This is a genomic window from Paenibacillus forsythiae T98, from assembly GCF_000520735.1.
GTDB lineage: Bacteria > Bacillota > Bacilli > Paenibacillales > Paenibacillaceae > Paenibacillus_AQ > Paenibacillus_AQ forsythiae.
In genome coordinates this window covers 1-6,402 of the sequence record NZ_ASSC01000634.1, presented here as the reverse complement: position 1 = coordinate 6,402, position 6,402 = coordinate 1, and the positions used below count along the sequence as shown (strand labels likewise).

Annotated in this window: 8 protein-coding genes; 7 read left to right on the top strand and 1 reads right to left on the bottom strand. The window is 56.9% G+C overall.

The window, feature by feature from the left end; translation table 11 throughout:
* On the top strand, positions 1-946 hold a 946-nt coding region (locus tag L692_RS0119570), incomplete at its 5' end, for a metal ABC transporter substrate-binding protein (RefSeq protein WP_025701746.1).
* Positions 947-1,424: 478 nt separating this feature from the next.
* Here the strand turns inward: L692_RS0119570 and L692_RS0119560 are convergent.
* Positions 1,425-2,024 carry a helix-turn-helix domain-containing protein gene (locus tag L692_RS0119560; protein WP_025701744.1) on the bottom strand — a complete coding sequence of 200 codons (600 nt, stop codon included), beginning with the start codon at positions 2,022-2,024 and terminating at the stop codon, positions 1,425-1,427.
* Positions 2,025-2,296: 272 nt separating this feature from the next.
* On the opposite strand from L692_RS0119560, the gene L692_RS0119555 reads away from it, so the two are divergent.
* The 6 genes from L692_RS0119555 to L692_RS0119525 all read left to right on the top strand — a co-directional run.
* On the top strand, positions 2,297-2,584 hold the full coding sequence (locus L692_RS0119555) for a Dabb family protein (RefSeq protein WP_025701743.1): 288 nt from the start codon (positions 2,297-2,299) through the stop codon (positions 2,582-2,584).
* A 181-nt stretch (positions 2,585-2,765) separates the two neighbouring features.
* Positions 2,766-3,209: a DUF86 domain-containing protein gene (locus L692_RS0119545; RefSeq protein ID WP_025701742.1), complete on the top strand. Its 444-nt coding sequence runs from the start codon at positions 2,766-2,768 to the stop codon at positions 3,207-3,209.
* Positions 3,210-3,255: 46 nt separating this feature from the next.
* Positions 3,256-3,897: a helix-turn-helix transcriptional regulator gene (locus L692_RS0119540; protein WP_025701741.1), complete on the top strand. Its 642-nt coding sequence runs from the start codon at positions 3,256-3,258 to the stop codon at positions 3,895-3,897.
* 112 nt (positions 3,898-4,009) lie between these two features.
* The gene (locus tag L692_RS30765) at positions 4,010-4,390 is read left to right on the top strand and encodes a YtxH domain-containing protein (protein ID WP_025701740.1); all 381 of its coding nucleotides are present in this window, start codon (positions 4,010-4,012) and stop codon (positions 4,388-4,390) included.
* 328 nt (positions 4,391-4,718) lie between these two features.
* Positions 4,719-5,540: a glutamate racemase gene (racE, locus tag L692_RS0119530; RefSeq protein ID WP_025701739.1), complete on the top strand. Its 822-nt coding sequence runs from the start codon at positions 4,719-4,721 to the stop codon at positions 5,538-5,540.
* Positions 5,541-5,705: 165 nt separating this feature from the next.
* The coding region (locus L692_RS0119525) for a M14 family zinc carboxypeptidase (RefSeq protein ID WP_025701738.1) at positions 5,706-6,402 on the top strand (697 nt) is incomplete at its 3' end.

The following is a 6,402-nucleotide window of genomic DNA, read 5'->3' as shown; positions in this document are numbered from 1 at the left end:
CAGCTCCGCCAATACCGCCGCTCCCTCGGGTGCAGCTCAAACAGCCGAAGCCTCAGCTTCGCCGGGTGCGCACAAGCTGAAGATCGAAACGAGCTTCTACCCCATGTATGAATTTACCAGAAATGTCGCTGGTGACCTGGCCGATGTGGACATCCTGGTCCCTGCGGGTGTGGAGCCCCATGACTGGGAGCCGTCTCCGCAGGATATCGCGAATATCGCGGATGCCGACTTGCTGGTGTACAACGGAGCCGGTATGGAAAGCTGGGTGGAGCAGGTGCTGGATGGAGCTTCCGGAGGCAAACTGGCTGCTGTGGACGCCAGCAAGGGTCTTGATACAATGGAAGGTCACGCCATGGAGGAAGAGGGAGAAGGGGGGGCCGCCGCGACTGACGAAGCTGGGCACGACGATCATGATCACGGCGCGCTCGATCCGCATGTCTGGCTGTCCCCGGCGCTGGCCATCAAGGAAGTCCGCAATATTGAGGCGGCCTTGCGGGAAGCTTCACCAGCCGACGCAGATACCTTCAAAGCCAACGCGGACGCTTACATCGCCAAGCTGGAGCAGTTGGATCAGGATTTCAAGAACGGCCTTAAAGATACCAAGCGCAAGGACTTCATTACACAGCATGCCGCCTTTGGCTATCTTGCCAGGGAATACGGCTTGACCCAGGTGCCGATCGCTGGGCTCTCCCCGGAACATGAGCCATCTGCGGCCCAAATGGCCGGCGTGGTGAAATTTGCAAAAGAGCATAACGTGAAGACGATTTTCTTCGAAACGCTTGTTTCTTCCAAGGTCTCGGAGACGGTTGCCAGGGAAGCTGGCGCCCAAACGGCTGTGCTTAACCCCATCGAAGGCCTGACTGACGAAGACCGCAGCAAGAACCTCGATTATATCGGCATTATGAGCCAGAACCTTGAAGCCCTGAAAGCGGCTTTAAATGAATAGGGAAGCTTCAAATTCGAAATAACGTAAGGCTCCGAGGCCGATTCTCTTACCGGAAGGTGGGGGGTCGGCCTTTTCCGACGAAGATTCAAATCACGGGCGCGGGGAGCGGCTTGAGCCGGGAACTTACCGCTATAAAGAGGGAAAGTTCGCCCACTTTTTCAGCGAGGACGAACTTAAGGCGCAATTCTTCGGAATGGATATCTTGGAAACCGGCAGCTTGAAGGAGAGCCTTGAAGGGCCGGGCGCGGGACGGCGCGAGTATATCTTGAGAACCATCGCAGCCAGGAAAAAAGGCTAGGTCGTGCCGCCCGTATCCCGGTTTCTTGCTGTAACCCGGAGAAGCAGCTTCCCGTGACCCGCCAACCAGGGCCAACTCCAGTGAAGCCGTGTCCTGCAAGCTTTCGCTTCATCCACCGCCCGCTGTGGTATAGGGCGTCAATTCATCCACCCGGTACGGGAGAAGAGAAACAGCGGGATTTCAGAAGGAGCGTTGCTTGCTCTCCGGGAAGCAATCGGCGAACAGAATGGCCCGGGGTATCCGGAAGAACGCTTCCGCCTTTTCTTGCAGAGAAGGGGACGGGAGCTGGCTGTTGTGCAGCCATTTGCGGAAGGTGCCGGGATGAACTCCGATCCAGCGTCCGGCATCGGTGACGGAAAGATCATGCACCATGCACAGCCCGGTCAGAATGTCGCTGCGGCGGGGATACTTCCGGCTTCGCTTCATAAACCGGGAAGGAGCCGGCTGGCACAGGATCGGACTCTGGCGAAGCAGCGCTTCGTTAAACAGGATATGCTGGGGATAACCGAGATAGCGGCAGGCTTTTTCAATATTGGTCCTGGATGGAATACGGCTTTCATATACCCAGGCGCTGACGCTTCTTGAAGATACGGACAGCTCCTCCGCAAACCGCGACAGCTTGATATCCCGGGCCATCAGCACGGCGAGCAGCACGCGGTTGCGGATCTGGCTTCGCTGAGGACGGCGGAATCTTTTGATCCGGACGCCTTTTCCCAGATATTTGCGGTTAACCAGGGACCACGCCTGAATCTTATAAGGCTCTGACTGATTTGTAGGCATACTACCTCCGATTTCTGAAAATATAAGAAAGAATAAGCTTGGCGCTTATCCCTGGCCTTACATTTCAAATGAAACGAATGTCACCTCCGGACAGGATGGAGCAGCCGTTTCTTTTTGAAAATATACTACAATATTTGCCGGTTTCAAGGCAATGGATATTCCTTACACCTTCTCTGTCGGCGCAGATTCCTTTCAGAAAACGGGGGGTTATGATATATTTTTATTAAACTGCAGCAACCATTACAATCCAAATAACAGGGAGCGAATAAGAAATGATAAAGCATATTGTATTTTTCAAGCTGAAGGATGGTTCGGAGGCCAGCGTGGCCAAGACTGTAGCCGTGCTGCGCAATATGGAAGGGAAAATTCCGCAGCTGCTTTCGCTCGAAATCGGAGCCGACATTCTGCGCACCGAGCGCTCGTTCGATATCGCCTTGACCGCGACTGTCGCAAGTCTGGAGGATCTGAACGCTTACCAGGTACATCCTGCGCATAAGGAAGTTATCGCTCATATTAACGAGGTCAAGGAGCTTTCCCTTGCCGTGGACTACGAGCTTTAAGCGGTATTTCACTGTAATAAGCACGGCCAGCTGATGGCGGAAAGCGGTGAGCGGAATGCGTGAGCTGGAATACCCGATGGAAGCGTTAACCTACCTTGTGGTATTTTTTGCGGCCTGCCTGGTCATGGTTGTTTGGCTGAAGCGCCGCGGCAAACGCCGCAAATAGCAAAGGAGCGCCCGGATGTACTACGTGAACCGCGAGCAAATTGAATGCATTTTGGAACAAATTCCCGATCTTGCCGACGGACTGCGGCTGGCTGCGGCCTCATGGGACGGAGGAAAAATCTGGGGGCTGGTGCAGGAGCGCTGCCTCCATCTCTCGATCGAGGCCGTTACGGATGTCGGAAGCTGCCTCATTGACGGATTTATTATGCGCGATGCGGGGAGCTACGAGGATATTGTCACGATCATTTATGAGGAGTCGGTGTTTCGCGACAAGGAGCTGTACGACCGGCTTATCGAGCTGGTGTCGCTGAGAAAGCCTCTTGTGCAGGAATATTACGCATGGGAGCGGGAGAAGCTGCATCCGCTGGCGTCCGTTCTTCCGGAGCTGCTGCTCCGCTTCGCCGCCGAGGTCAGAAGCTATCTCAATCAGGAACTGGGCACCGCCCTGCCGGTGAGCTGAGAAACGCCGAAGCCGGTGGAATCTGTGACAGAAGGGGGGGACCGAAATGAAGAGAGGGCAGGAAAACGGTTCGACCAGGCAAATCATCATGACGCTGCTTAAAATGAGAGGGCCGTTGACCATCGGAGCGCTGGCCGAGGAGCTCGGCATTACGGAAATGGGAGTAAGACGCCATGTTCTGCAGCTTGAGCGGGAAGGCTTGGCCCGAAACAAGATTGTACGGCAGGCCATGGGCCGGCCCATGCACATGTATTCACTGACGGAAAGAGCCGAAGACTATTTTCCGAAAAATTATCATAACCTCACGCTGGAGCTTCTGCGCGAATTGGACCACAGCAGCGGGACCGAGGCCGTGAATGTCCTGTTCGAGGGGCGCAGGCGCAGGCTGCTGGCGCAGTACAGCCCCATGATGGAGCGGAGAGATCTCGAAGAGAGAGTGGCGGAGTTGTCCGCTATTCAGAATTCCGGCGGCTATATGGCCGAATGGGACACGGTAGGAGACGGATCTTACGTGCTCCGGGAGTACAACTGCCCGATCCGCCAGGTTGCCGTCCAGTACCGCAAGGCCTGCGAGTGTGAGCAGCATTTGTTCGAGGAATTGCTGAATGCCCGGGTTTCGCGCAGCGACTGCATGGCCGAGGGCGGGCAGTGCTGCAGATACTCGATTAAACCGAAGAACCTTCTGTAAGGACCGGCAACCGTCAGCCATAAAAAAATTTTCTCTCCAGTCACGGGACGGCCCCTCTTTGCTTATGATATAAGCAGGATCTAGGCATTCGCCCGTAAAGGAGAGATGAAGAATGAAGAAGAACACGAAGAGCTTGCTGTGGGGAATCGTCGCCGGAGGCGCCGTCGGTTCGGTGACCGCTCTGCTTCTGACGCCCAAATCCGGCAAAGAATTGCGCAAGGATATCTCGGACGGCGCCGCAGCAACTGCGGATAAAGCGCAGGAGCTTGTTCATCAGGCCTCAGACAAGACGGTGGAATGGTACGGCAAAGCCAGGGATTCCGTGGAGCAGGCGATTCAAGAGGTGGCCGGCTGGAGCCAACTGTTCGCCAAGGCCGGGGATGAGCCGGAGGTCATTTCCGCAGACGTTGTTGAACAGGCGCCGGGCGGTTCCGGCCTTGAGGATGAAGCGGCTTTGCCGGATGCGGACGATAAGGCCGGGGATCAGGCGTGAGGGCTGTCCCGGCGGCGGCAGCCCGGCAGGCGGTCCGCCCTGGAGACGGGTCTGCCGGATGACACCCGCAAGCTATCGCTTTCACAGCTATTCAGCTATACGGTATGCCCTTGAGGCCGCTGCTTCGCTAACTTTTGCACAGCGTTCTTCAAGGGCATCAATCTTGCCCGGGCCCGGGAGAGCCTCGAAAGACTGGGGGCATGAGGTGTTCTGCTCTTGAACTGGGGAGATAATTGGAGTATTATCTGCAATTGGGACAGGAAGCCCGGTACACTTTGCTTCCGCCTTACATAAGCTATTCAAAACAAGATGAAGGAAGCGTGTGTTCGTGCAGCAAGCTATCGCTATACTAGATTCGGGCGTCGGAGGATTGACGGTTGCCAAGGAGGTCATGAGGCAGCTCCCGAGGGAGAAGATTATTTATTTCGGAGATACCGCCCGCGCCCCGTACGGACCCCGTTCGTCAGGAGAGGTCAAGCTTTTTACCGAGCAGATTGTCGATTATCTGATTCAATTTGATCCCAAAATGATCGTGATCGCCTGCAATACGGCAACCGCAGCCGCTCTCGATTATATATCGGGGAAGGTGAGGATTCCGGTCATCGGCGTCATTCATCCCGGCGCCCGCGCCGCCATCAGCGCGACCAAGACCGGCCGGGTCGGCGTGATTGGCACCGTGGGAACCATCGGCAGCTGGGCCTACACGGCAGCGCTGAAGCAGCTGTCTCCTTATGTTGAGGTTGTCAGCCAGGCATGTCCGGCGCTTGTCCCTTTGGTCGAACAGGGGATGTTCCGTACCGAGGAGTGCGATGTTGCGGTGCGCGATTCACTGAACGGCATCAAGCATGAACCGATTGATACCTTGATCCTCGGATGTACGCATTACCCGTTTCTCGTCGATTCCATTGGCCGGGTGATGGGGCCCGGGGTCAAGCTGATCAGCTCGGCGGACGAGACGGCGCGCGAGATCAGCACCATTTTGTACGACAAGGGAAAGCTGGCGAGAGGGGACGACAGTCCGGTGCATCAGTTCTTCTGCAGCGGCGACGCCGGCATATTCCAAAGAATCGCCATGGACTGGCTCGGAGAGCAGATCAGACGCACGCCGGTTGTATGGCAGGTATCCTCGCTGGAGCCTTCGGACGTTTGAAGGCAGGCGGGAGAACTCTTTCGTCAGATGTTATTATAATATCCGTATTCTTGACGGCCGGGCGGCATGCGCCCGGCCGTTCTTTGCGCATGTAGGACAAGAGAACCCGCATACAATCAAGAAGAAACACAACGTTCACGATGCGCAGCGGAGAGGGTGAAATCTATGCTTCAATATATTGTGCGCAAGGGAGATACCGTGAGGCGGGTAGCCGCCGCGCACGGACTTGCTCCATCGCATATCATACAGGGGAATCCCTGGGCGGCAGACCAGCCGTACCTCCTCCCGGGGCAGGTGCTGTTCCTGCCGTCCGTCCAGCGGAGGCGATACATTGCGCAGGAAGGGGAGCGCATGAGGGATGTGGCGGCGATCTACGGGGTCAGCCTCGAAGAGCTGGAGCAGCTTAATCCCGGAATAGCTATGGACGGGTTCTGCCCCCCGGGACGAACCCTGGTGCTCCCGTTGTCCGAGCGGGCGGCCGTCGTGAGTCTGCGCGGCGAGTACGGGCCGGCGGAACTGGAGAGCGACATCGGCCATCTGATAAAAAAATACCCCTTTATCTCGGCCGACACGATAGGCGCAAGCGTCCTAGGCAAACCGCTGCATATGCTGCGGATCGGCAGCGGCCCGCGCAGATTGCATGTGAATGCGGCGCTGCACGCCAACGAGTGGCTGACCTCGCCATGTCTGCTGGCCTTTCTGGAGCAGTATGCCGAGGCCTACGCCAAGGGGCGGAGCTGGAACGGCCACCGCCCGGAGGACTGGTTCAGCAACTGGACGGTATGGGCCGTCCCGATGGCGAACCCCGACGGCGTGGAGCTGGTGCAGGAAGGAACGGGTTCATGGCACCCTCATCGGCGGG